The organism is Spiroplasma sp. DGKH1 (assembly GCF_040940205.1).
Classification (GTDB): Bacteria; Bacillota_I; Bacilli_A; order Mycoplasmatales; family Mycoplasmataceae; genus Spiroplasma.
The window spans coordinates 185316-210166 of the sequence record NZ_JASTWG010000001.1 but is presented as its reverse complement, the minus strand read 5'-3'; the positions used below and the strand labels follow the sequence as shown (position 1 = coordinate 210166).

The window sequence follows — 24851 nt, the reverse complement described above, 5'->3', positions numbered from 1 at the left end:
ATTATCTCCCATTTTTTTTATTTTGTAAAGTTTTATTTATTATTAAAAGTTACTGTAAATGGTTGAGTATCACCAGTAATTTTTGTTGAAGCAGCTTGTGATTTAACTGTTAATTGCACTGGTGCAGAAACATCAGCATTTGCAACAATTTGATCTAATCCATCAATTGTGTAATCAGTATCTAGAGCTGTTCCTGAAACTTCAGCATCAATTTTGGCTTGCACTGCTGCTTTAATTGCATTAACTGCGGTATTAGCTTCCTCAGCAGTAATGTTAGTATTATCTGCTACTGTTTGAGCATCAACAGTAATTGTAAGTCCTGAAATATCTTTTTTTGTTGGCGCAGCATTATTGAAAGTAATTGTGAAAGTTCTTGAATCTCCAGTAATTTTTGTTGAAGCAGCTTGTGATTTAATTGTTAAATTAACTGGTGTAGAAACATCAGCATTTGCAACAATTTTATCCATGCCATCAATTGTATAGTCAGTATTTAAAACTGTTCCTGGAACTGTTGCATCTAATGCTTCTTGTACTTTAGCTTTAATTTCATCAGTAGCAGCTGTAGCTTCAGTACCAGTAATATTAGTATTATCTGCTACTGTTTGGGTAATGTTTGCCACTGTTACACCAGAAATATCTGTTTTTTGGTCTGATTTTTTTACAAATTTAACTGTAAACTCAGGTGATGTTCCAATTAATAATTTTGAACCATTAACTGCTTGAACTTTTAATTTAACACCTCCTGATAAATCTTCGGCTTTGATATTATCAAGTCCTTCAATTGTATAGTCAGTAGTAATTACTGCACTTGGGCTTACTGCTTTAATTGCTTTGGCAACCGCTGTTTTAACTGCGTCTTGAGCAGTAGTTGCTTCTCCACTTGTAACACTAGCTGGATCTCCTACTTGTTGATCTGGCACTTGTACTTGTAATTTACTAATATCTTGTTGTTGTGCTTCTAATGAAATTTGAATTGTAACAGTCATTGTTACTTTTGTATCTTCTCAACTAAGAACATTTTCTTTTTTAACTGCTTTAAATTCAGTTAGTTTAATTGAAAGAGTAATTGTTTTATTAGTTGGAGTAATTCCTGATTGATCTTCAGCTGCATATTGAGCGACAATATCATTTTCGGCTGCTGGGGTTGCTGGTAAATTTTTTACTAATTGTTTAACAACAGCACCATCTTTTAAAGTTACAGTACTTGTTACAGTTGATTCATCTAAAGTGTTTGCTGTAAAATCATATTTATCATTATTTTTTGTAAGGCCTCATTTAGCTAATGCTGTATCATCAAAAGCATCAGCTTTATATAAACTTTCAAATGATTTTGTTAAGTCATTTGTATCTTCTTTTTTATTATTGTTGCAGGCTACAACAGAACTTGCTCCGGTTGCTGTTAAACCTAGAGCTCCTAAAATCGCTAATAATTTTTTCATGAATAAATACCTTCCTTGTTTTTTCTCTAATAAATATTCAATATGGTGGAAAAGAGAATTAAATATAAAAACTAAAAAAACATTTTAAAGTATTTTTGGTGTTTTATTTAGTTATTACTTATATCTTTCTTTCCTAATTATCATTTTAGTTTATTTACATTAAGAAATCAATAGTTTTTTCTCTATTTTTTCATAATAATGAAATTAAATACTATTTTTTAATTTTTTACCCTTATTTTTAAGGACAAAAAATAAATAATTTCATTAAAATGAAAATAAATAATTCTAGAAAATGACTGTTAAAAACACTAAAATTTGATATTTAGCTGCTACCTGGTTATATTTAATTGTTACTTTTAAAGAATTATTTTGATGATTAATGATATCTGCAAGTGGGGGAATATCTTTTCCTAAAAAATCAAAAGTTACAAGATGGGGATTATATTGGCTAATTACTTTATTTTGCACATGGACAATATGAGGGATATGTAATTTTAATTGACTATTAATATCACTAGGAGTAATTTGACCATTTGGTTGGGTAAAATGTAAATAACAATCGCCAATTAAAAAAGCAACCGCATTGGCAATATCAGCATCAATTGCTTGTTCGGGGGTATTATTTTATAAAAATATCACAACTAGTAACATTAAAACTACTAGTTAAAATAATATTTAAACTCCCTAAAATAGCTAATAACTTTTTCATTTGGCATCCTCCGCTCGCAACAATTGGGAAATGATTCAAATTTTATAAAGTATATACTAGTTATAGGTAATAAAAATAATATGTTAATATTAATTTTTCCCATATGGGTAATATCATATGTTAAATTAGTTATAAAAACAATAACTTTCATAATAAATAAAAAAGAAATTAAATTAAAATAAATTATTAAATTAAAAAAATTATAAATAGTAATAATTTCATCTTAATGAAAGGTTATTGTTTTTAAAATGATAGTTAAAATATCTTAACATCTTTTTTTTTTTTTTTTGATATAATTTTAATACTTGTGAATAACACAAGAAAAAAATAATGATATCAGAGGGATTACAATGGATACAATAAAAGAAAATAAAAAACAAATTGATAGCGATAAACCATTAGTAGAGTTAAAAAATGTTTATAAACAATATAAAAATAAAATGGCTCTTAATGGTGTTAATTTAGTAATTAACCCTGGTGATCGGATTGGTGTTATTGGCGCCAACGGAAGTGGAAAATCAACAATGAGTGAAATCATTGGTGGAATTCGTAAACCAACTAAGGGAGAAGTTATTAAACAAGAAAATTTAACAATTGGGTTACAATTTCAAGATTCCAAATATCCAATTGGAATTTCAGTAATTGATATGATTAAGTATTATTTACATACTTTTAACATCAAAATGACCGAAAATGAATTACGCGAACTTTTAAAAACTTATCAAATCTTAGGAATGGAAAATAAATTTATTGAAGGTTTATCAGGTGGTCAACAACAACGCTTAAATATTTTATTAGCGGTGATTCATGATCCTGATTTAGTTATTTTAGATGAAGTTTCAACCGGATTAGATATTGAAGTTCGTGCCGAAATTTTTCAATTTTTAAAAGAAAATATTGTTGATAAAGGTAAAGCAATGTTTTTAGTTACTCATATGATGAGTGAAGTTGAAGATTTTTGTGAAAAATATATTTACGTGCACAATGGTGAAATTAAAGACGCGGGAAGTGTCAAAGACATTGTTGCAAAATATGGTTCAGTCCATGCTTATACTTGGAAAATGTTTGAACTTAATAAAAAAGGAGATTTGCAAAAACAATACGAAGCAGACACTAAAAAAGCTGCTGATAAGCAAGCAAAAGCTAAAAAGCAAAAAGCTAATTTAGTTGATAAATGAATTAGTGATGGGCGTAATTATGGGAAAAACCGACCATTAATTCTCTTAATGCTAAAGTATTATTATAAAGGATTTTTTGTGCCCTTTTTCTTATTTGCCTTTCCAATTGTCATTTTATTTTTAGAAGGTTTTGCCTTTAAAGGACAAGTTAGCCCGGGCAATAATCCTGTTCATACTTTGGTGGGATCAATTGCGGTTACGCAAACAATGTCGGTTGGAATTTTTATTATTCCCCAAACAATTTTGGAATTTAAAAATAGTGTTTTAATGAAAAGAATTGGGGCAACTAATATTAAACCAATTTTCTTTGTTCTAGCAGTTATTGCGGTTGGGTTTGCTTTCATTATCTTAGCATTCTTTTGAACATTATTATGAGCAGGGATTTTCTTTGGTGGTTCATTTGGCTGAGACAAAGTAGCCATTCCTTATAATGTTGGTCCCGCAATTCCATTTGCCTTAATTATTTTTGTTTCTTCAATTGGATTAGGAATGATGCTAGCATCAGTTTTCAAATCAACTACTGCTTTTGTCGCAGTCTCAAATGTTATTTACATGCCAATTGCCTTTTTAAGTGGTTCATTTATGCCAGCTGAATTAATTTTAAACAGTAATGTATTAAAATATGTTACATATATTAATCCTTTTAAATATTGTTTAGATCCGTTCTTAGCAGCTTGAAAAGGAAACTTTAGTTTCACCACTACTTTCGCAATTTATTTAGCAGTATCGTTAGGATTATTAGCAACTTATATCGGAATTGCTAGTTGAAAAATGCGCTGACAAGCATAATAAGGGATTATTTATTTTAAAAGTATTGCAGAACCTGCAATACTTTTTTAATATATAATTTAACTTAGTTTAAAAAAATATTGAAGATTTTATGGCAAAATTATTCTTTTGCTTTTTAATTTATAAATGATAATATTAATTTGATATTTGAATGTTAAGAGGAGAAACATAATGCTAAAAAAATTATTGAAAAACCAATTTTTTATAGTTAATAAAAAGTGAATTAATTTTGTTGCTATTTTTATAATGTTAGTTCTATCTGCGTTTTTAATTGGTGGTTCTTTATCAACTAGCAAAAATATTAATAGTATTTTTAATTCTCTTAAAAATAGTAATATTTTTAAATATTCCTTTACTTTTGTTGATAAAGACTGGCGTGCTTATAAACTTACAGATAAAGCTTTTGATGATATTAAAGAACACTTTTATGTTTCTTCATATGTATTAACATCCAAGGAAAAAGCAGCAATTATGGAAGCACAACCAATTAAAACAATCTATCATCAGGAGGAAATTGCTAATTGAAATTATGACTTTATTGCTTGATTATTAAATCATACATTAATAACTAACTTAGAGAACAACAACTTTACATTATCAATTAGCAATCAAATTGTGAATGAGAAAATAACTAGTAATAATAAACTATATCATACTTTAATTTATTCATATTTTAACGATAAGGATTGAAAAGCCCTAAATAATCAAGTTTTATCTTCTAACATAATAATGCAAAAAGGAAGAATACCTGAAGCTCTGGGTGAAATTGTGGTAACTCCTAATGATAATCCTGATTTTCAATTAGCTCAGGAAGTTTTTATTAATAATAAAAAATATAATATTGTAGGATTTGGATATACTCATGAGTGATATCAGGCATCTAGTTGAAATCCAACCTACCGTTCAATTCCCCATATGTATTTAAAATATAGTGAATTTAATAATAATCTTTGACTTAATAGAAGTTTTTGAGGAGATAATAATTATAAATATATAGGTTATTTTATTCAAATGGATGGCCCCGCAAGTATTCTTAAAAACACTTTAAGTAATTTTATTCGTGATTATGCGCTTAATTATGATGCCTTACAATTTTCAAATTAAATAAATGCTTTAAATAACAACCCCTTATTTAAATTGGCAAATTCGCAAGTTAGTATCTTTTTGAATTTTGGTATTGTTGTTATAATTTTCAGTTTAATTTTAACAATTATTTTTATTAAAAAAGAGTTAAATGCTCAAAAAAATGTTTTTGGAATTTTAATTAGTTTAGGATTAAAAAAGAAGTTATTATATTTAACGGTTAGTATTATCTATTTAATATTTCTAGTATTAGCAGTTTTTATTGGCTATGGCTTTTCTTTTTTTCTTCAGTATGTTTTAACAAAAGAAATTAGCAACATTATTTTTATTCCTAATAGTTTTGTTATTTTTGATAAGTGATCCTTAATAATTTTAGGGGTAATTTTTCCAGTAGTATTATTTTTAACAACTTATTTTTTAACAATGTATTTTCTAACCCAACCACCGTTAGAATTATTAAAACCTTTTAAAGTTTCAACAACCTTATTAAAAACTAGAAAAGGGATAAGTTTAATAAAGAATTATGATTTAAAATTAATACTTTCTTTTTTTCAAACTAACTGAAAAAAATCACTAGCCAATTTTTTAATTTTCTTTTTAGTAACTTTAATTACTTTTAGTTCTTTTTTTATAATGAGTAGTTATAATTATTCAAAAACTATTAGTAATATGAAATTTAAAACAGAAAAAATTAAAAGTGTTTTTTCAGGAGTAAAACAAAATAATGATAATTTGTTTAAATCTTTAGCTAATAATTTGGACTATGATGAGAAGGAACAAATTTATTGGGTTAGTTATCAAACTTTTCAAAAAAATATTAATATAATATATTATCAAGCCACCTTAAATGATTTTTTAAATAATAAAAATTTATATCATTATTTTTTAACACCTGACCAAGTAAAAGAATGGGCAAATACTCCAGGTATTTTAGCAATTATTAAAGATTTGAATCCTAATCTATCCTTACTATTTGATTTAGCTCTTCCTAAATGAAATGCTTCACAAGAATATCCATTTTTAACTTTTGGCTTTAAACTTTATGAGCCATCCAAAACAGTTTTATATAATGATGTGGGTGGTTTCTGAGAAATGGATAATCTTTCCGTGCCTACTAACTTTCGATTTGAAGGTTTTTTTGCAGATAGTATGGATAATTGAATTTATTATCAAAATATTTGGAAAACTGATGCATTAAAGGAGCTAAAAGAACAGTCAAATGATTTTGTAAATGTTATTTTACCAATGCAAATAGCGAAAATTTTAAATGTTAAATATGGTGATATTATACCAGCTAGCATTCAAAATGATAATTTAATTGGTACTTTTCTATGGAATAAATTAAGTCTTCGAGTAGTCGGAGTTAATTATTATGATTATGTTGATAATGCTGTTTTTATTGATGCTGCTTCTTTTTATCATTATTTACTTTATCAATATCATCAAGTTTATCCAGCTACAAAAATTACAATAAGTAGTATAGAAAATTTAGCAACCGGTAGTTTTTCCACACAAGGTTTAGAAGTCTTAAAAAATATTGCATTTTATAGTAGTAATCAAAAATATGATGATTATAGTTCATACAATTTAATTGGTGAATATCCAAATTATGTGATGAATAATTTCCCTCCTTACGGAAATAAGACCGATTTGTTAACAACTTTATTAAAAACCATCAAGATGTTAAGTATTTTATTTTATATAATTGCGATAGCAGTTTTATTTCTTTTAGTATTTCTTATTTTTGATGAAAATAAATATTTAATTATTAATTTAAAAATTTTAGGTTATAATAATCATAAAATTAGTTCTTATTTTATGCTACCTTATTTAATATTTTTCATATTTTTTTTAATTATAAATATTCTTATTAGTTTTTATCTTGTTGAAGGATTGTTTAAATTATTATTTAAAATTTCTCATACTTTATTTTTAACAACTATTCCTTATTTAGATTTAGTTTTAGCAAGTCTGGTATTTTTGGCAATACTTAGTTTAATCTATTTATTTGCGTATCATTTTATTACTAAACAACCATTTATGCTGATATTAAGCGAATAACGCTAATTTTAAATATTAAAATTCAGATTTAATTTTATAAAAAATTTAATTAATAATGTAAGGTACCATACATGTTCAATCGATTTTTCCTTTAACAGATGAAGTCCAAAAAGAATTAGACAACAATGATATATCATATTTTAATGATCAAACTTTTATGAACAATATTGGTGTGACAGTTGTCAGAGGCACTACTAAAGTAAATAATAAAAATCTTAGTCAAAGAGTATTTGATTTAGGAAATTGATTAAATGAAAATAAACCAGAAGTATATGATTCATTATTTCGTGGAGGAGAAAGACAATTTAATGCTGAACGTTATAGCTATAAAAAAGATTTAATTACTGGTGCAAAATTTTTTAATCCAAAAGATTTTTTTGAAAAGATATGAATAAATATTGATTTACTAAAATTAAGATTGGTGCTGATTATGCTGATAGTATCAAAGGGCAAGATGATGCTACTCAAATTTTAATAGGATTTGAATTTGACAAGGAAGAATTTGTTGAAGGAATTTATATTCTTGAAGAACAATCAATATCAAGTACAGAATTTAAGGATATGACTGAAAAAGTTGATAGTATGGTTAATAAAATTAATAGTTGATCACAAATTTATCATAACTTAAAAGAAGACTTTAGTTATCGTATTGGACATGATGCTCGTACAGTTGGCCATTTTGTTAGAAAAACATTACTTGAAAATAATGATTGAAAAAATATAGATTTAGATATTACAAGATTTTCTACTATTTTAGTTACGGGTGTAAAAGGATGAAGTGTACAAGATCGACAGTATAAATGAAAAAGATTATTAGCCGAAGGAAAAATTTATTTTAGTAATAATTTAGATGTTTATAAAACGTTTAATGATAAAGAAATATTAGTAAAAAAGAATGGTTATTTATATCAAGAATTATTTAATTGTATTAATAATGAAAAAACTAATATTCGAGATGAAAAACCTGGTATAAACAAGTTAGATATGATTAATGCAGCTGAATGTTGTTTTAGTTATTTTAGATTTAAATTATTTAAGTAATTTTTGATATAATGACAGTATGAAAAAAAGATGACAAAAAATTAGAGCAATTGCTCTTAATGAACTTAAAAAATGAGATGCAATTTTATTAGAAGAAATTCCAAAACAAATACAAAATATTTTTAAAAATGACTCAAAAAAAACTAATATACCAAGTTTAGGTTTTGCATCAAATCCTGAAGAAATTGAAAGTATTCTTGAAAATATATCAAAAATGACTGATGATTATTTACAAATTCTAGCTGCCAATGAAGAAGGAGAGGTTAGAATTTGGGGGGATTTATTTTATGAAATAGAACAAATAATAAATTATTTTATTGATTTATCAAGAGTAGATAGAGATATCTTAAATCCTTTCTATAGAGAATTTATGAAAAGTTTTTATTATCATAAACAAATGGCAAATTTTCTTTATTTGTTTTCTACATTAGATAAAATAACTACGCTTTTAAATTTTAGTTTATCACAAGAAGATAATTATGATGATATTTTACTAGAAATAAAAAAAGATTATAAATTAAATGGTCATAAATTATATTTTGATCCACATTTTTTACCATTTTCTAAAAAATATGTTGATAATGAATTATTAGCTGAATTTGTTGAATTAATTAAAAATATTTATTCTTCAACTTTATGGAAATTTCTAAAAGATATTAGAAATCAATGAGGACATAATTATTCTGCTATTTATTTACCAAATAATATTGGGTTAATGATTACTATTTTATATCCTTTTGTTTTACGAATATGTGTAATTATTAAAACATATTATATACCTTCAAATTCTGATTTAATAGCTCGAAAATTAATTGATTATATAATGTAATCTTAAAATAAATTTTGAAAATAGTAATTTATGCTATAATTTTATTAACGGTATGAGCTAAATTCTTAAATGTGGGGGGTTTCCACAAAATTTAATTAATAATTTATTGCAAATTATATAATTTTCCATTAGTATATTAAGTATAAGCACAACTATTGGTTGTTGTTTAATTGCCCTTCATCGATTTTAAAAATAATGATGAAAACTATGAAAAATAGAAAAAGGTGTTTTATGGAGAATGCTAATTTTAAAACCAAGAAAAAGAAAAGTACTTTTGTTGGTGGACAATATTTATTTTTATTAATTTTCTGAGCAATCTTTACCGCCGTTTTGATTGTAATGTTAGTTTTATTTTTAAAAGAGCGGACAGATATTAATGAAAAAAATAATGTAAACCAAATTTTAACTGAAATTAAAACCGGTACCTTAACCGATGCTGAAATTCAGGAGCGCTATCATCAGTTAATGTCAATTTCTTACCCATTAATTGATTTTTCCCTAATGTCGTTTAATTTCTTTGGCAAAGGAAATAACGATGTTACTGACTGGGCAAAAGCCTGAGATCAACGCACTGTTAATATTAACATGGCTTATTCTTATATTTTTATTACTGCGGTAATTGCGTTGATCGGTTTATGTTTTTATATTACAATTATTATTAAATTATATAAACGCCGTGCTTTTGAATGACGTTATAATTTAATAACAACTTTCCCAAATGATTATGTGATTTTTAACACTAGAATTTATTTAAATTTTGTTACTAGCTTAACAATTGTCTTTAGTTTCTTCAACTTTTTAACAACCTTAATATCATTAGCTTATGGAATTGTGCTAGTCTTAGTTTCATACTTCTTATGATATGTTGTTGGCAAAAAAACAGAAGTTTTAGTGCCCCATAAATGGTGAACCGCAACTAATTTTGCGTTCTTTGTAACCGTTTTACTAATTCAAAATATTTATACCTTAATTAAGTCAATCTTTGCTGATAAATTTGGTGTTGATTTAGACTTAATTATTCAAATTATTTTCCCAATTGGAACAATTACGGTTATTATTGCAGTGGCGATCAAAAACATGTTATCAACAAAAGTGACAGCTGTTCGCAATGCGGTGAAAACAATTGCTGGCAAAGTGGCCTCATTCCGAATTTTCTATTATTCACAAAAAGAGGGGGCGTTAGAAGATTATACTTTTGTTTCCCAATTACCACCCCTTGTGAAAGGACCATTAGGAGCTGAAAAAATTAGCAATGATGAAGCATTAACCCTAATGACAATTGTTGATGACACTGCTAAATTCTTTGAACAACATTTTACTAATCCAAAGGAACGAAATTATATGTTGTATCATTTATTTAATGAAATTACGAGTGTCGAAGAAATTAATGAAATTAAAGAAAATGTTTTGAAAGTCGAAGCTAAAAAAGCAAAAAAATAACTTAAAAAATGATAATATTTATTATTATCATTTTTTATATGAATTTTTTACATTTTTCGTGTCTAAAAATGTTAATAATCATTAGCAAAGAAAACTTAAATAATTATATATAATGGTTTTAATAGTGCTTAAGTATTTTTCCTACTTAAGCATTATTAAATTAGAAAAGAAAAATTATTATTTAATCAATAAATTTATCCGATTTGACTCTTTTCTATTTAATACTGATGGTTATCTTCTAGTCCTAATAATATATTTATAATTAAATATAGAATTTAGTATTGTTTATTATTAAATTAGTATTGTCAAAATAGGTAAGTGATATTCTGGATGAGTTTTATTTATTCAAATGAATAAGTAAGGAGGAAACTTAAATGCCAAGTAATGAAGGAAAAGGCCGCATTGCGATGCACGATAGCGTTTTAGTAGGCTGTGAAAAACATCGCGATAATTGTGAAAAATGTAGAGCAATTCAAGAGTCACAAAAAACAGAGTTAAGTTGTCAAAATTGTGGGAATGGTTTATTTTTTTGTCGTTCAAAACCTTGTGAATATAAACTACATTGTTTAAACTCAGAGTGTATTAAATCAAAACATAAATTTGTTTTTAGTAAAAAAAATAATAACCAAACTAGTTTTGCCGGGGCAAAGCTTAGTCCAGAACATGGTGAGAACATTAAACATCATAATTATAATTATAGTATGAAACGTTAAGAACAAAAAAGAGTTTAATTGATAATTAAACTCTTTTAATTTCCCGATGAAGGTTGGTTTGGATTATTTGGGGTTTGTTTTTTCTTCATTCGGCGTTGATGGTATAATTTTTGTCCAGGGGTCGCGTGTGAAGGTGCATATGATTCTTCGTGGACAACCAAATTCCGGTTTCATGGAATTAATAAGAACATTGTAAAGATGACGGCTAGCTCAATTAGTTTTAATAAACATCCAATCATTAAAACATAATGAATTGTTAAACTAGTATATTTAAATAATAAGAAGACGACTAGGACATCCAACATCCATAACATAATAATATTGGCAATTGAAGCATATAATTGGTAACCTCCAACTCCTAAGATTAGGGATAGAAGCTGAATTAAGGCCGTACATAAGAATGAGATAGGGGCAAAATATAAGTACCAAGAAGCCAGTGATTTTGTATAGTCACTTAGGTTTGGATATAAAGTTTGTGGTACCCACCAACTCATTGATAAGAATAACAAGGCAATTATAAATGAAACGATAAAGACGAGGAAGATTATTCGTCAGGCATTTTCTTTGGCTTGTTTAGTATTATTGGCTCCTAATTCTTTTCCAACAAAGAAAGCCGTTAATCCGGTTAACGGACGGAAAATCGAGAAGAGTAGGGTGAAAATTGTTAAGACAATTTGTAAAGCGGCAATTGCTTGTGGTCCTCCGTTCCGAGCAAAGATCGCAATTTGAATTACTAACGCAAATCCTAACATTAGTTGGTTAGCAACATTGGGAATTGAAGTTTTAATCATTTTTTTGTGCATATCTTTTGTAATATAGAAAATATTAAAATATGGACGAAAAATTGGTTTTGTTACTAAAAAGTAAATTACATATACCATTGTTGAACCAAACCATGACAAGATAACTCCGACTGCAAGACCATCAACTTTAAACATTGTATCGTGATCACCAATAAAACCAAATGAACATGAAACAAGTAAGTTAATTAAAATCCCAACTAATGAAGCTAATAAGGTAATTTTAATTTTTCCAAGCGCATTCATAGTCATTGCAAAACAATAACTAATCGCTAACAATGGATAAGAAATGGCGGCAATTCTTGTATATTGAACACCAATATGAATAGCATTATCTGCTCCCCCGGCGGCATTTTCTCCCCCAATAATTGCACTAATTATATTTGGAGTTGCTGATTCAACAATAATTAATGAAATTAGGGCAAATCCCACCATATAGCAAAGTTTCGTATTCATTGTTTCGCGAACCTTTGCAAAATCTTTAGCCCCATAATATTGGGATGTATAAACGTTCCCCGCAATAACGAGACCAATTAAACCATATCAAACAATTTCAAAAACATTTGTTTGTGAACCAATCCCCGCTACAATATCATCGGATGAATAGGTTCCATTTTGAAATTGCCCACAAATAAAAGTATTGAATAGACTAATAAAGTTATCCATTAACCCTTGCACAGTCATGGGAATCATCATTAGTAAAGCCGTTAGATAAAAGTTACGATGTTTTTTATCTGCTGCGATATCCATTTGCTCATTCCTCCTTTTATACATTAAAGTTCTAACACTAGCATATTATACTAAAAAATTTCAATAATTAACTATAATTATTTTGCTTTCGTAGATAATTTTTGTAATTATTTTAGAATTTTGCTTAATCGTTGGTAGGCTAATTTTAGGTAGGAATAAAAAAATTAAAGAAATTTTGTAATATTTTTATAACTGTTAAAAACTAGATATAATATAAATAGAAAACTACTTATCCAACTAAAGCAATAATTATATAGTAAGGTGAAAAAAATGAAACAAAAAGGGTTTTATGATCTGTTGTTAAAACTTAATGACCAAATTGAAGACAATTATGTTGTCAAAGAATTAACCCACGAAAAAGATTATATTAAAGACTGGGACCATTATTTAGCACAACAATTTAATAATAATTTTTTATTAACAAAATTAAAAAGTTATCCAACATTAGAAGAAAAATTAGCATTTTTAAATAGTTTAATTAGTAAAACTAATGGGGAAGAACAATTATTACCACAAATTTTATTAAAAATTCATGATGATAATCCAAGTGAATATCATAATACAATTCGGTTAACCGATAACCATCTTTTTACGAATCAAAATGCGCAGGAATTAATTAATGAACTTAACAAAGAAATCCGAACAGCTGATGAAGTTGATTTTATTTTTCCGTTTATTTCCAAAGCAATATTAAATAAAATTGAAGCTTCAATTGCAATTGCTAATAAATGTCAAACCAAGATCCGGTTAATTACCACTACTTTTGATAATATGGCAGCCTTTGTTAACTTGGAAGAGTTAACGCGCCTTGTTACTACTTATGATAATTTTGAGATTAGAGTTGAAGATAATTTAGAAAAACGAAGTGAACGCATTCATATTAAAGCTTCGATTTTTCGTCGAAAATCAGGTTTTGGAACTGCTATTATCGGATCTTCTAATCTAACATATCGGGGAATGGTCCGCGGTCGGGAATGAAATATTAAGGTTAATGAATTTGCCAATCCCCAGTTATATGAACAACTATTAACGGAATATGAAACAATTTGAAGTGACCGTTTGGTTAATTTTAATAATCCAACGGAGCGAACTGATTTATTAAATCGTATTCACTTAGCTCAAGAAGAAATTATTAATAACCAGTTTAACCAAACAACTGAATTTTTAACAACAAGAAAATACTTATATGATTTTCAAAAAGAAATTGTTAATAAGTTAAAAAGTCGCCGGAAACAAGGGAAAAATAAACATCTAATTATTATGGCAACCGGAACTGGCAAAACGGTGGTTAGTGCTTTTGATTATCAAAATCAAATTAAAGAAAATAACAATGTTAAACCAACAATATTATTTTTAGCCCATCAAAAAGAAATTGTTGATCAGGCCTTGTTAACTTTTCAAAGCGTATTAAGGGATAAAAGTTTTGGGGAAGTTTTATATGACCAGGTAACTTCCCAAAATAATAACTATTTATTTGCCACAATTCAAACAATTCATAACCGCTTGTTTGATTTTGACCCGCACCATTTTGATATTATTATTTTTGATGAAGCACATCATATTGCTGCAAAAACTTTTGACCGGGTATTTAATTATTTTAAACCAAAACAATTATTAGGGTTAACCGCCACGCCAGAACGGACTGATGGTAAAACAATTTTAAAATATTTTGATAACGAGTTTGCTAGTGAGTTACGACTATGGGATGCTGTTAACCAGCGGTTATTATGTCCGTTTGATTATTATTGTATTGATGATACAACTTCTGATTTGACAGGAGTCGATTTAAATAATGATGATGCTTTATTTCAAAAGTTAAATACAACGAGTCGTAATGAACTGTTATATCAAATGATTAATAAATATCTTGGTCACTATGCCAAACCAATGTGTGTTATTTTTTGTATTACCACCGAGCATGCTAGAATTGTTGCTGAATTTTTAACAATGAAAGGACTAAAAGCAAGTTACTTAACTTCCGAAGTTAATAGTAGCCGTACAGCAATCTTAAATGATTTTAAAAAACTACGAATTAATTATTTATGTGTTGTCAACATGTTTAATGAAGGAATTGATGTTCCGGAAATTGATACTATTATTATGCTACGTCCTACAAATTCGAAAACGATCTATTTACAACAATTGGGGCGAGGACTCCGAAAAACTGATCATAAAAGTCGCTTGGAAGTTTATGATTTAATTACTAATGTTGATAAAAAATATGATTTAACACTAGGTATTAAAAATTTATTTGCTCATAATTTAACTTCTCGTAAAATGATTAGTGAAAACCAAGGACTGCCATATGGTTGTACAATTACGTTAGAAAAACGCAGTCAAGAAATTATTTTACGAAATTTAAGACAATGATATGATGATAAACATCGCATTCGTTTACAAGTTCGGGAGTTCTACCAAAAATATGGACCCGAAGGACTATATAAAATTTTAGAGACCTATGAAATGTCCTTATTAGATTTTTATAATATTTTGAATGATTTTTATTTAAAAGTCGCACAAAATATTACTTTATATAATAAAAATGAAAATGACCACCAGCGAAATAAAAATATTTTTAAACAATTTTTATTTTTAAATAGCTATGATATTGTTTGATATTTTTATCATCGCTTGAAACGAAGCTTACCACCAAACCAATATCAACATTGCTATGATAATCTTTTGATGTGTTCGCTCCTATATGAAGTAACTAGTATGAATGCCTATGAAGGAATTTTTCCCAATTACCAAGAAATTGAAGATTTAATTGATTATTTTATTGAGCATAACCAGTTAATTGTTAATGAATTATTATTAATTTTAAAATATAAACTTGACCATGAAGTATTAATTGCCAGTGAAGCTGAGCACCAAGATTCTTTATTACATGGCAATTGAACTTTTACTGTTCGTCAAGCGTTATGTATTATTGAAAGAACAAATTTTATTCCATCAAAACCGTTACGGATTATTGCTTTTCAAGCTGGACACTTAACTTTTGATGAAACTAAACTAGTTATTTTAGCCGATACCGAAGTTATTAATTATGGGAAATTAACTAAGTATGATCCCAACACCAAAGAATATTGGTGGTCATTACCTGAACAAATGAAAATTAATAATAAATTAGTAAAGGATATTCAAAATCCTAATATTACTAAGTACTTATTTTTACAAAATAAAATTAACCATCCATATCCCAACCTTAAATTAAAGTTATATGATTTTATTGGAATTGGAAAATATTTAAAAATGGTGGATTCTGACATATTAACGGCAGAATTTAGCTTAATTAGTTAAAAAAAACCTGTTTTTTGGGTGAAATCTGAAAAGGAATTGCTAATTTTCTTTTCAGATTTTTTAAGTTAGTTAGGAAATTAGCCAATAGAAATATAGGGTTTTTAATAGTCGTGATTTTGTCAAGTTTTACCAAAATTGTGATATTATTTGTTGCTTGTTATAATGATAAACACCATATCGAGGAGAGCAAAGGAGAAAGGAATATGGAAGAAAAAAAGCTTTATACTAGTTTAAAACAATATCAAAATCGATTTTTACGTCAAAAAGCCATTGGGAACTTATTTTTTACAAAAAATAGTACCACTACCAACCGTAGTATCATTGATTTATACCAATTATTGTTTACTAATTTTGCTGAACCGCAACAAGAATTTCAAAATTTTTTAACCGGATCAGCACTCAAACTAAAAGAGATAAACGCTTATAGTATTCCAAACATTGACTTGCATTTAAAAGTTTTATACTCTTCTGAAGATGATAAAGTTTTTATGCATAAATATCGGGAATTATCAACCAAATCAAATATTTTTAAAGTAAAACCAATTTTTGAAGAAATTATTAAATTTTACAAACGGAAAAATAAGGATAATCCTGAGGATTTAGTTAATAAAACAATTAAGTTTCTAAATTCATATTTTGCTGAACAATTTGATAACTTAAAAATTATTGTTAAAGATTCTGAAAATGAATTATCCGAAAAGGGGAACAATGTTTTTTATCTTGGTTATCCATATATTGAAGGATTCTTAGAAACAGAAGAAGTTTTTCGGGGGCCATTATTATTATGACCAATTGTGGTTGATAATAATGATAAGGTTAAGCGAGAAATGACATTAAGAATTGAAACAACCAACGTTATTATTAATCCAATGATTAAACTTCGTCAGTTAGCAGCCCGCAAAATTAATTTAGATTTAGTTAATTTTGATCCGCTTGACGACGAAGAGGATATTAATAAAATTGAAAAAGCACTCACAGAACTAAGCGAGATTGGGCTTACTTTTAAAAATAATAATCCCACTGTTGTGAGCCAAACAAGCATTATTACCAATTTTTCATTACCATTAAAAGCCTATAATAAAGAACAAGCAACTAGTGAGTTAAAAAATAAATATAATTTTAATGAAAGTGCTATTTTATGTGCTGCTTTTATTGGAATTTATAAAACAACTAATACTGCCTTATTTAGTGATTATAATAAAATTTTAGAGAATACTAATTTAGGGGAATTAAATGATTTATTTTTTCAAATTTTAAATGAATATGAAGATTCAAAAGAAAAACGGATTGAATTTGAAAAAAGTTTTCGGGAACAAGATGTCATTGCAATTAGTGAGTTAGATTTTTATCAAAAACTAGCAATTAAAAAAGCAATGAATTCAAATTTAATTATTGAAGGGCCCCCCGGAACGGGAAAATCACAAACAATTACTAACCTAATTGTTAATGATATTTACCGGGGTGATAATGTTTTATTATGTGCCGAGAAAAAAACAGCTTTAGAAGTTGTTTATAATAACATGAAAAAATTCCAAAAATATTGTTTATTTATTGATGATATGAATAACAAAAGTTTTGTTTTTTCCCAAATCAAAGCTGCTATTGATAGTTCATTAAATACGGTAGTTAGTGAAAAACAAAAAATTAGTAATGATGAAATGGATTATTATTTTGATAAAATCCGGGAATATCGTCAGTTAATTGAAGAGGAAAAAACCCAAAATTACACCTTGTATAAAAATGATTTAAAAGATATTAATAATTATTTAGATCCTAATTATTATGAACGTTTAAATCAATATGCAATCTTTTCACTAGCCTTAGAAAGTTTTACCGAAGGGGTGGAAAAGATTTATGCTAACTTAGATGATATTATTAAAATTAAGGAATTTAAGCAAAAGTTTGCTGTTTTAATTGAACTCCATTATAAAAAAATTAATTTCTTAAAATTAAGCAAGCTATTAACCAAAATCAAAGATAAAAAATTAGATTATTTAATTTATAATATGCTAGCAAAAGGTGAAATTAAACCAAAGATTAACTTAACAAAAGATTATGATGATTATGTTAATTTTTTATCCGAAGCAAGTAGTAAAATTACAAAATTAAAAACAGAACTCGAATCATTAGATGAATTTTTAGCAGGATTAGTGTTATTAAAATTAGAAACCAATTTTGATCCAATTATTACTGATAATTATCCATTTATTGATTTTTTATTAGAAAGTCAATTAGCAAAAGACCATTTAATTATTTTATACAAATGAATTTATATTAAAAACTTTGAAAATAATAATGAAGATATGATTGGAATTGCCAACTCTGTTTGACATAAAGAAATTAAAGAAATTGAAATCAAATCAATTAATGTGGCGATTGACCAGTTGGATAATAACTTGGCAATTGATATTCGCGAAAAAATTTAAAGTTTAGGTCCGGAAATTCAAGACCAAATTATGATGCTAAAGAAAGTTGTCAATAATAACTCCCGTAAATCATTAAAATTTATTTTTAGTAATTATCCCTTAGCAATTCACACGCTCTTTCCGGTGTTAATGACAACTCCAGATAGCGCCGCTATTTTATTAGAAACTAAACCAAATTTATTTAACCAAGTTATTTTTGATGAAGCATCGCAGTTATTTGTTGAAAAAACAATTCCAATTATTTATCGGGGACAACGCATTGTGGTGGCTGGTGATAGTAAACAATTACGGCCAACTAATTTCTTTGGAATTAAAAATACTGGTGAAGAAGAAACCGAAGATTTTAATGATAATTTAGAAGCAGAAAGTCTTCTTGATTTTGTTAACGGAAAAATTCCAAGCCGGATGCTACGTTACCACTACCGTTCTGTGCATAAAGAACTAATTAATTTTTCCAACACGGGATTTTATACTGACCAGTTATTTACCAATTCAAATACAAAACTATCAACAATTCCGATTGAAGAAATTTATTTACCGGAAGGAAAATTTATTAATCGGCAAAATCGTCCTGAGGCTGAAGCAGTTGTTAATAAAATTGAAGAAATTTTAGAAACACGGAAACATAATGAAACAATTGGGGTTATTACATTTAATGTTGAACAAAGTGTATTAATTCAAAGTTTATTAGATAAAAGAGCACAAAATAATAAAAAATTGGCTGATGAATTAAACCGCATTGTTGATCGCAAAAATTACTCAATTTTTGTTAAAAACCTTGAAAATGTGCAAGGGGATGAACGTGATATTATTCTCTTTTCCTTTGGTTTCGCTAAAAATGAAAATGGGGTCTTTCGAAACTACTTTGGACCATTAAGTGACCGGGGTGGTGAAAACCGCTTAAATGTTGCGATTACCAGAGCAAAACGAAAAATATATTTAGTAAAATCAATTAAATCATATGATATTAGCAAGGATAGTAAAAATAAGGGACCAAAATTTTTACATTATTATTTAAAATATGTGGAAGCTTTAAATAATCCAAACATTGAACCAGAACTTCGTGATGATTTTTTAGATAATGTCTTAGGAGAATTAAGAAATGAAGAGACTGGTAATAATGTTGTTGAATCAGAAGTAGTCGAAGTAAAAACAACCAATCCAGAATTTCAAGCCGAAGTATTGGTTGCGCTTGACCAGTTAATTCAGGAAAATGGTTATGGTAAACGTTTCCAAATTAAACAACAAATTAAAGTTGATAATTATCTAATTGATATTGGAATTTATGATAAAAAAGAGCAAAAATTTGTGTTAGGAATTGAAATTGATGGGGAACATTATAATAAAACATTAGCCCAGAAAGAATACGATTTTTATCGTCAAAAATATTTAGAAGTTCGAAATTGGGAAATTTATCGAATCCCGTTATTAAAATGGGAAGTTAATCGCGAGAAAGTTCTGAGAGATATTGCATTAAAAATGGAAGGGGTTAAATAATTATGTTTGATTTAGAACGCATTAAAAATTTTAAATTTTTTGAAGAATTCAAAGACTATATTTTTGATTATGTTGATAATGTTTCTCAGCAGCTAAGTAAAGAAGAAGTTCTCGCTATTATTGATAAAATGTTTCCCCAAACTAGTGATCTTAAAATTATTGAGTTTTTAAATGAAGTTCAATCTCGGGGTGGGGAATGGACTCAGTATGATGATCATCAAATTATCATGGATGATAATTTTATTGCTAATGCTAATAATGATGATTTGTCAGCTGACGATGATGAAGAAGGCGGAATGAGCACCGCCGAAGTTGATGCTGCGATTCAAGATATTATTAATAATCCCACCGAGGAAATTGATAAAGATCCTTCGATGGGAATTGATTTGGAACTAGCAGAAGATAAACTTCTAGATGATGCATCTAATAATGATGATTCAGCCTCTTTAAAAACTAGTGATGATGATTTAATAGATGAACAAGATGACTCATTAACCGTTGCTAACGAAGAAAACAAACCAACTTCAAACCGAAAAACTACACCAACCAAAACTACAGCAGATGTTGTAGAAAGTGCTGATGAAGAAAACTTAGCAGATGATGCTTCTACAAGTCAACAAACTAAAAAAAGTCCTAAAAAAACTAAAAAAGGATTAAAAAATAAACCAGCGCCAGCAGATGAACCGAGTGATTCTACTAATAATAGTAGTTCTCGTTATAAACTAGAACCTTATTGAGATATTTTCTTCTTAGAAATTTCTCATAATGAATTTGCTGGACCTTCAACCCCGGCAATTTTACAACAAGCAAAAAAATCTTTAAAAACATATTCATCTTTATCAGATATCTTAGATGATTATGTTGCCAAACATAATAACGGGGAAGATACCACGGAACTTTTTGCTCAGTTTAATGATAATTCCCCAGCTAATAATGTTTTACAACAACGCTTACATGAAATTGATAAGGTGCTCCCTGAAAATTCTAACCAATTACCAGATGAGTTACCAACTGGGGATAATTTAAACCTTGATTTTATTGACGAAAAAACTAATGAATTTGAAGAATTTATGATTTATCGTAAATTTGATGATAAATTCTTAGAAAAATGTTATCTTTCTGCTTTTGATAATGATCAACATAAGAAAATTATTAAAAAGATTTGGAAAAAAGGTAATTATAGTAGTTTGTTTATCAGCGATTATACTTTAATGTATGAATTTATTAAACAAACCAATGCCGCGGATGTGTTAGTAAAAGAATTATGAGAAACAAAAATTATTCCCTACATTTATATCCAATATTTAATTGAAATAGTTGAAATGGATATTAGTGATATTGAAATTACAGAAACAATTGCTAAAAAAATTAGTAGTTTATTTTGAACTTTTAATACAAAAATTAATATGGCAAATATTATGAAACCTGATTTTGACGACCATCGCAGTTGGAAAAAAGAATATAAGGACAGTCTTCTTAATAGTTTGCAGACTTACCAAATTAATGTCACCAAAAAAGGCCATTTAGCAGAGTTATTTTTAAATAAAAATTTAGTTGCTAAATTAAGGAAAAAATTAGAGCTTTGTTTATATCATGATGAAATCTTTGCTAATCATAGGTTATTAGACCAGGGTTTATGAAATAATTTAAGTAAAATTGGTAATTTAAATGATAAAGAAGTTATTTATTGTATGGGATGTATGGTTTGACAATATATTCAAACGTTTAATATGACATTTTTTAAATAAAAAGTAGTTAAAAAAGAAAATCTTATTTTCTTTTTTTATTTTTTTTATTTTTATGAAAATTTCCCAGCAACACTAAGGTTTTAAAGGGGACATTTTTTTGTCAAGTCTAAAAATATTTGCTATTAAGTTTTAAATTGATATAATTAGGCAAAAGAAATATACAGATAAAAGGAGACATTAAAATGAGGAAATTGTTGGCACTTACAACTTCGATAACTTTAATAACTTCTTCAACAATGAATATTGTTTCTTGTAACCTCGATACCGCGTTACCATTTTATAATAATGATGGGATGACTAAGCAAAATGAAGAGGATATTAATGATGTTGTTTTAGGTGGTTTTGATATTCCAGGAAAATCACAAATTTCATCATTATTTGATTATAACTTAGATAAATGAACCGCTGCTGATGTTAATAATCTGAATGGGAATTTATTAGAGACTAACCTTAATTTTGACAAGATTAATTCTTCTTCAAATCCCCAACATATTGGTGCAAAAGCTTCTTTAACTTCAAATTCTTTATTATATACAACTCCAAATTCTCGGGATTATGAGGATCATAAAAAAGATATCAATAAACTAATTCGTGAATCTTTGTTATCATCAAATGATATTATGGAACAACCAACTGATAAAATTGTTAATAAATATGAAAGCTATTTAACTGACCAGGAAAAAGCTGATTCTATTATTAATATGGAAAAAGTTGTTGAATATTACGAAAAAATCTATAACCCTGAAACTCCTTCCGCTCAGAAAAAACGTTGATTATATGTTGATAAATTACGGGGTGATTATCGGAATTGGTTTAAAGATGGGCGCGATTGAAATAGTAATCCATTTTTACCAGATTTTGATTTTAAAAATGTTAAACATGTCCAAAGTCTTTTCTATTATACGATTTTAGAACATTTTATTCAGGCTAGTGGGGAAAAATACAATGTTAATTTAACCCATATTTGAGGACCACATTTAAGTCGTAATATTAACGGTAATATTGCGCAAATTAACTTTACTTTTACCGCGTGGGATCCTTTAAAATGGATTAAATACTATGTTGATGGTCATCCAATTGTTGATAGTAATGATAATATTTTTGAAAACATGCCAATTATTCCGTTAGATGAAAAAGTTGGGGTAAAATTAATTGTTACTGATATTTATGGGGGTAGTTCAAGTTATATTATTGGAAACTTCACCTTTGGTAAATTATTAAATTTATAAAGAATAGTTTTTTAAAACTATTTTTTATTTTTGATTATAATTAAATTAAATACTAATCAAAATGCTGAGAAGAAAAGGAAAATATTAATGAAGATTATTTTTAAATTAATCTGAAAATTTCAAAGTAAATCATGAATTTCCGGGGTATTAATTTTTATTGTGCCAGTGATTTTTTTATTTATTAGTGTGGAAACAGCCAATACTTTGAATAGTGGTTCTAGCAACGGCCCTTATTTAGCTCTCCCCGGGGCAATTTTAGCCATTAGTCCCTTAATTGGGTTAATTAATTTAGGAATTACAATTTCTGAAATTCGGAATACCACTTTTTATAAGCATTTAAAAATTAGTGCTATTAACTTACCAATTTTATTTGGTAGTTTAATATTATATAATCTCTTGGTTACTATAATAGGAACATTATGAGTAATGTTGATTGGCTTTAGTGTCTATCATTCCTATCTGCATGCTTTTAAATGGATTAACTGGCCATTATTTAGTCTGGCAATTATTATTAGTACGATTTTAGCTTGCAGTTTAGGGTTCTTATTAGGAATTATTATTAATAATTTTAAATGAAGTATTATTATTGCGTTAGTTATCTTTTTATTAAGTATTTTCTTATCAGGGTTATATCTGCCCCTCATAATTTTAAAAAATAATTTATTTTTAACAATTATTAGCTATTGCTTACCCTTTACTTACCCAATGGGAATTTTATTAGTTAGTTGATATTATTCTCCGCCGGTTATTCCGGTGACTGGCCAACCACTTGTCAAAGCTAGTGATTATAGTATTTTTTCCAACTTAACAATTCCATTAATAATTAGTTTAGTTTTAATTGGTGTTATTTTATTAGTAATTTTAGGATGATGATATTTTAAGTATTTCCATTTTAACAAGGGGGCATATTAAAATGAAGACTTTCCACTTAATTTGACGTTACCAAAATAAATCAATTTTATTATGATTTTTAGTTTTTGTGTTACCAGTTATCTTCTTAGTAATTATGACCCAGTTAGCAAGTTTAATGAACAGCCAAGTGGCTGGAAAAGCTGCTTTTATTGTATTACCAGGCATTATTTTATCAATTGGTCCCACTATTGGTTTAATTAACCTTGCTATTACGATTGCTGAACTACGAGTTACCAAGTTTTATAAGCATTTAGCTGTGTTGATGGTAAATGTTAAAGATTTTATTGTTAGTTTAATTTTATATAATTTATTAATTAGTATTATTAGTTCAATGTGAATTATGGGTTTTGGGTTTTTAGTTTATAATTCTCAAATTAATTTTAGTTGAATTAATTGATTTTATGTTTTTATTGCTGTTGTTCTGAATTCTATTTTAGCTTGTTTAATTGGTTTTTGCCTAGGAATTGCTTTCAATAATTTTAAAGTAACAGTGTTATTAGCCGGGATTATATTTTTATTAGCTGTCTTTTTATCAGGGCTATATTTACCTTTATTAGTAATTAAAGCTAGTCATTATTTAAAATATTTTAGTTATTGCTTACCCTTTACTTACCCAATGGGAGTGATGATTCTTGGGTGGTATAATTTTGTGCCTTTATATAATCACCATCCAATTGTTGACCAAGGAACCTACAATTTATTTGATAGTCTCACTGTTCCCTTAGTAATTTCTTGCTCTTGAATCTTAGTTTTTGCACTAATAATTTATTTAATTAGTAAAGTAAAAAAATGAATTTAACCATTTCTTTTAAGAGGATTAAATTAGTTTGAAAATATAAAAATGTCATAAATCTTTTTTTTTTTTTTTTGATGTATAATATAACGTATACTAATTTATAAAAAAGAG

19 protein-coding genes are annotated in these 24851 nt (G+C 27.3%); 15 read left to right on the top strand and 4 right to left on the bottom strand.

The features are described from left to right. Positions 1 to 32: 32 nt before the first annotated feature. The 3 genes from QPK10_RS00905 to QPK10_RS00895 form a co-directional block, all read right to left on the bottom strand. Positions 33 to 1439, bottom strand: a complete 1407-nt coding sequence (locus tag QPK10_RS00905) for a lipoprotein (RefSeq protein ID WP_368486172.1) — start codon at positions 1437 to 1439, stop codon at positions 33 to 35. 285 nt (positions 1440 to 1724) lie between these two features. Then, positions 1725 to 1907, bottom strand: a complete 183-nt coding sequence (locus QPK10_RS00900; protein ID WP_368486171.1) for a hypothetical protein — start codon at positions 1905 to 1907, stop codon at positions 1725 to 1727. Positions 1908 to 2058: 151 nt separating this feature from the next. Next, entirely contained in the window at positions 2059 to 2148 is a 90-nt protein-coding gene (locus QPK10_RS00895; protein WP_368486170.1) for a lipoprotein, read from the bottom strand. 350 nt (positions 2149 to 2498) lie between these two features. On the opposite strand from QPK10_RS00895, the gene QPK10_RS00890 reads away from it, so the two are divergent. The 8 genes from QPK10_RS00890 (at position 2499) to QPK10_RS00855 (ending at position 11282) form a co-directional block, all read left to right on the top strand. Then, positions 2499 to 4115 (top strand): ABC transporter ATP-binding protein/permease, encoded by a 1617-nt coding sequence (locus QPK10_RS00890; RefSeq protein WP_368486169.1) that lies wholly within the window; start codon positions 2499 to 2501, stop codon positions 4113 to 4115. Positions 4116 to 4286: 171 nt separating this feature from the next. Further along, positions 4287 to 5219, top strand: a complete 933-nt coding sequence (locus QPK10_RS00885) for a hypothetical protein (protein WP_368486168.1) — start codon at positions 4287 to 4289, stop codon at positions 5217 to 5219. A 60-nt stretch (positions 5220 to 5279) separates the two neighbouring features. Continuing rightward, positions 5280 to 7259, top strand: a complete 1980-nt coding sequence (locus QPK10_RS00880; RefSeq protein ID WP_368486167.1) for an FtsX-like permease family protein — start codon at positions 5280 to 5282, stop codon at positions 7257 to 7259. Positions 7260 to 7416: 157 nt separating this feature from the next. After that, the gene (locus tag QPK10_RS00875) at positions 7417 to 7734 is read left to right on the top strand and encodes a hypothetical protein (RefSeq protein WP_368486166.1); all 318 of its coding nucleotides are present in this window, start codon (positions 7417 to 7419) and stop codon (positions 7732 to 7734) included. Continuing rightward, on the top strand, positions 7647 to 8300 hold the full coding sequence (locus QPK10_RS00870) for a hypothetical protein (protein ID WP_368486165.1): 654 nt from the start codon (positions 7647 to 7649) through the stop codon (positions 8298 to 8300). The genes QPK10_RS00875 and QPK10_RS00870 overlap by 88 nt, the downstream gene beginning before the upstream one ends. Continuing rightward, positions 8251 to 9129 (top strand): hypothetical protein, encoded by an 879-nt coding sequence (locus QPK10_RS00865; RefSeq protein WP_368486164.1) that lies wholly within the window; start codon positions 8251 to 8253, stop codon positions 9127 to 9129. The genes QPK10_RS00870 and QPK10_RS00865 overlap by 50 nt, the downstream gene beginning before the upstream one ends. 231 nt (positions 9130 to 9360) lie before the next feature. Further along, a complete protein-coding gene (locus tag QPK10_RS00860) occupies positions 9361 to 10569 on the top strand; it encodes a hypothetical protein (protein ID WP_368486163.1) in 1209 nt (402 codons plus the stop codon). Between the two features lie 374 nt (positions 10570 to 10943). Continuing rightward, a complete protein-coding gene (locus QPK10_RS00855) occupies positions 10944 to 11282 on the top strand; it encodes a hypothetical protein (protein WP_368486162.1) in 339 nt (112 codons plus the stop codon). Between the two features lie 35 nt (positions 11283 to 11317). Here QPK10_RS00855 and QPK10_RS00850 read toward each other — a convergent pair whose 3' ends face one another. Continuing rightward, positions 11318 to 12832 carry an MATE family efflux transporter gene (locus QPK10_RS00850; protein WP_368486161.1) on the bottom strand — a complete coding sequence of 505 codons (1515 nt, stop codon included), beginning with the start codon at positions 12830 to 12832 and terminating at the stop codon, positions 11318 to 11320. Positions 12833 to 13102: 270 nt separating this feature from the next. On the opposite strand from QPK10_RS00850, the gene QPK10_RS00845 reads away from it, so the two are divergent. From QPK10_RS00845 to QPK10_RS00815, 7 genes are all read left to right on the top strand, one after another. Further along, on the top strand, positions 13103 to 16132 hold the full coding sequence (locus QPK10_RS00845; RefSeq protein WP_368486160.1) for a DEAD/DEAH box helicase family protein: 3030 nt from the start codon (positions 13103 to 13105) through the stop codon (positions 16130 to 16132). A gap of 203 nt (positions 16133 to 16335) precedes the next feature. Next, complete coding sequence (locus tag QPK10_RS00840; protein ID WP_368486159.1) at positions 16336 to 18558, top strand: AAA domain-containing protein; 2223 nt, start codon at positions 16336 to 16338, stop codon at positions 18556 to 18558. Positions 18559 to 18588: 30 nt separating this feature from the next. After that, on the top strand, positions 18589 to 20055 hold the full coding sequence (locus QPK10_RS00835; protein ID WP_368486158.1) for an AAA domain-containing protein: 1467 nt from the start codon (positions 18589 to 18591) through the stop codon (positions 20053 to 20055). Between the two features lie 2 nt (positions 20056 to 20057). Next, the gene (locus QPK10_RS00830; protein WP_368486157.1) at positions 20058 to 21803 is read left to right on the top strand and encodes a hypothetical protein; all 1746 of its coding nucleotides are present in this window, start codon (positions 20058 to 20060) and stop codon (positions 21801 to 21803) included. A 182-nt stretch (positions 21804 to 21985) separates the two neighbouring features. Then, positions 21986 to 23032, top strand: coding sequence for a hypothetical protein (locus QPK10_RS00825; RefSeq protein WP_368486155.1), 1047 nt, complete (start codon positions 21986 to 21988; stop codon positions 23030 to 23032). An 87-nt stretch (positions 23033 to 23119) separates the two neighbouring features. Next, positions 23120 to 23944 carry an ABC transporter permease gene (locus tag QPK10_RS00820; RefSeq protein ID WP_368486154.1) on the top strand — a complete coding sequence of 275 codons (825 nt, stop codon included), beginning with the start codon at positions 23120 to 23122 and terminating at the stop codon, positions 23942 to 23944. A gap of 1 nt (position 23945) precedes the next feature. Further along, positions 23946 to 24743, top strand: a complete 798-nt coding sequence (locus QPK10_RS00815) for an ABC transporter permease (RefSeq protein ID WP_368486153.1) — start codon at positions 23946 to 23948, stop codon at positions 24741 to 24743. The last annotated feature ends 108 nt before the right edge of the window (positions 24744 to 24851 follow it).